We start from the raw sequence: 3,330 nt of genomic DNA, 5'->3' as shown, positions 1-3,330 counted from the left end.
AATCGAGAGTGGCTGGTGGGACGGTGCCGATGCGCGTCGCGATTACTACATCGTGCGCACGGTAGAGGGCCAGCAGGCCTGGGCCTACCTGCCGCCCGGCACACTCGACGGCTGGATGCTGCACGGCTGGTTCGCCTGAGTTTCCATGCTTCCCTTCGAACTACCGCCTCCCGCCAACGACGGAGATGCCCCCGCCCCCGCTTATGCCGAGCTGCATGCACTGAGTGACTTCAGTTTTCAGCGCGGTGCATCCAACGCGCGCGAACTGTTCGAACGTGCGAAGGACATCGGTTACGGCGCCTTGGCCATCACCGACGAATGCTCCCTCTCCGGCATCGTGCGTGCGCTGGAGGCCTCGCTGGAAAGCAACCTGCCCCTGATCGTCGGCAGTGAGTTCCGGCTCGAGGACGGCACCGTGCTGGTTCTGCTGGTGGAGAACCAGGCCGGCTATACCGAATTGTGCAGGCTCATCACCCTGGGTCGCCGACGCGCGGCCAAGGGCCACTACGAGCTGCACCGTACCGACATCGAGTCTCTCGCCGGGGGGCTTTGCCTGCTATGGATTCCCGGGCCCCTGAACGCCGCCGACGCCACGCTGCACGACGAGCGCGCCCACTGGGTGGCAAAGCATTTCAGCGGCCGCGCATGGCTTGCCGTCGAGCTGCACCGTGGCCAGCACGACGACGCTGAACTAATGGCTCTGCGCGAGCTTGGCGTGCGTCACGCGTTGCCTTGTGTCGCCGCCGGCGACGTCCACATGCACCTGCGCCGGCGTCGCGCCCTGCAGGACGTCATGACGGCGATCCGGCTCAACCGACCCATCGCCGAAGCAGGCCACGCCCTGTTTCCCAACGGCGAGCGTCACCTGCGCCGGCGCGAGACCCTCGCACGCATCTATCCCGCGGACCTTATCGACGAGACGCTCGTGGTCGCCGCACGTTGCACGGGTTTCGATATCCGCGGCATCAACTACGTCTATCCACGTGAGCTGGTTCCCGAGGGCATGGATGCACCGGCCTACCTGCGCCAGCTCACCTATGCCGGCGCCGCCACGCGCTGGCCCGAAGGCATCCCCGAGCGGCTGGTCGAACGCATCGAGAAAGAATTGATGCTCGTCGGCCAGATGCAGTACGAAGCCTTCTTCCTCACCGTGCAGGACATCGTGCGGTTCGCCCGCTCGCGCGAGATCCTCTGCCAGGGCCGCGGCTCGGCAGCGAACTCCGTGGTCTGCTTCTGCCTGGCCATTACCGAGGTCAATCCGGCGCAGATCTCCACCCTCTTCGAACGATTCATTTCGATCGAACGCGATGAGCCGCCGGATATCGATGTCGACTTCGAACACGAACGCCGCGAGGAAGTGCTGCAGTACGTCTTCAACAAATACGGACGCGAACGTGCCGCACTCGCCGCCACCGTGATCAGCTATCGGCGCAAGAGTGCCGCGCGCGATGTGGGTCGCGCGCTTGGCCTGTCGGAAGACCAGCTCGACCAACTCAGCCATGCCTACTCGCATGCGCATGGCGATGTACCGATCACCGTGCGCCTTCAGGAGCGTGGTTTCGACATCGGCAGCCGGACCCTTCGCCAGCTGGTCGTGCTGGTGGAGGAACTCAACGGCATGCCCCGGCACCTGTCGCAACATGTCGGTGGCTTCGTCATCTCCGACACGCCATTGCACTACCTCGTTCCCGTGGAGAACGCCGCCATGGACGATCGCACGATCATCCAGTGGGACAAGGATGACCTGGAAACGATGAAGCTGCTCAAGGTGGACTGCCTGGCGCTGGGCATGCTCACCTGCATGCGCAAAGCGGTCGAGCTGTTACGCAAGCTTGGCGGTGAGGATTACCGTCGCCTCGCCGACATTCCCATGGACGACCCCGACACCTACACGATGATCCAGAACGCCGATACCGTCGGTGTCTTCCAGATCGAATCGCGCGCGCAGATGTCCATGCTGCCGCGACTGAAACCCGCGTGCTATTACGACCTGGTTATCCAGGTGGCCATCGTCAGGCCCGGTCCTATCCAGGGCGGCATGGTCCATCCCTACCTGCAGCGTCGAAAGCTTCCCGCCAATGAGATCGTCTACGAACACGGCGTGCGACCGGTGCTGGAACGTACGCTCGGCGTGCCGATCTTCCAGGAGCAGGTCATGGCGATCCTGCAGGTCGTCGCGAATTTTACCGCCGGCGAATCGGACGAATTGCGCCGCTCCATGGCGGCATGGAAGCGCCGCGGCGGTCTGCAGAAATTCGAGCCGAGGATTCGCCGCAATATGGCGGAGAACGGATACACACCGGAATTCACCCAGCAGATCATCGACCAGATCCAGGGCTTTGGCAGCTACGGTTTTCCCGAATCGCATTCGGCCGGTTTCGCCCTGATCGCCTATGCGTCCTCCTACATGAAGTGCCACCACCCGGCGGTCTTCACCTGTGCGCTGCTCAATAGCCAGCCGATGGGCTTCTACGCGCCAGCACAACTGGTGGCCGATCTTCGTCGGCATGGCGTGGAAGTTCGCCCGCCGGATGTCACAGCCAGCGACTGGGACTGCACCCTGGAGCGCTTACCGAATACATCCGACACCTTCGCCCTGCGCCTGGGCTTACGACTGATCGGCGGCCTGTCCGCCGATCTCGGTGTGCGAATCGTCGCCGCGCGTGCTGAGACACCGTTTCGCGACCTGGCCGATCTCGCCCGCCGCGCCGGCATGAATCGCTTCGAGCGAGAACGCCTTGCCGACGCGGGAGCCTTGCGCGTCCTCAGCGGCCATCGCCATCGCGCACGCTGGGAGAGTTCGGGCATCGAGCGAGCGCTGCCCCTGCTCGACAACGTCGCCGAGGAACGCCCGACCCTGCGACCGCCTACGCTCACGGAAAATGTTTTCGCCGATTACGCCACTCATGGCCTCTCACTTGCCGCACATCCGCTCAGCCTGATTCGCAAGAACTTGCAATCCCGGCGCGTGCGTCGCGCCAGCGAACTCGAAACCACTCGTAACGGGGCCTGGATACGCCACGCCGGCCTGGTCACCGTGCGCCAGCGACCGCAAACCGCGAGCGGCATCACCTTCGTCACCCTGGAAGACGAAACCGGACAGGTCAACGTGATCGTGCGGCCCAGGGTGGCCGAAGCCTGTCGCCAGGCACTGCTCGATGCCGTGCTCCTGGCTGTCGACGGGCAATGGCAGGCGATCGATGGTGTGCGCCACCTGATAGCGAATCGTCTTCACGATTTCAGTGACCTGCTGCCGGCTTTGGGCTCGGTCTCGCGCGACTTTCACTAGTCCACGCCCTGCTCACACCACGCGTCCCACGCCGTCACTTA

General features: G+C 64.0%; 1 protein-coding gene. It reads left to right on the top strand.

Translation table 11 applies throughout. From position 1 onward, the window contains the following. Positions 1-145 precede the first annotated feature (145 nt). Positions 146-3,289 (top strand): error-prone DNA polymerase, encoded by a 3,144-nt coding sequence (locus tag AC1DSN_RS20335; RefSeq protein ID WP_477332497.1) that lies wholly within the window; start codon positions 146-148, stop codon positions 3,287-3,289. Positions 3,290-3,330 lie beyond the last annotated feature (41 nt).

This window comes from Luteibacter sp. P4_D7_3 (genome assembly GCF_056401735.1).
Note: the sequence above shows the minus strand (reverse complement) of the source record. Positions and strands in the feature narration are given on the sequence as shown.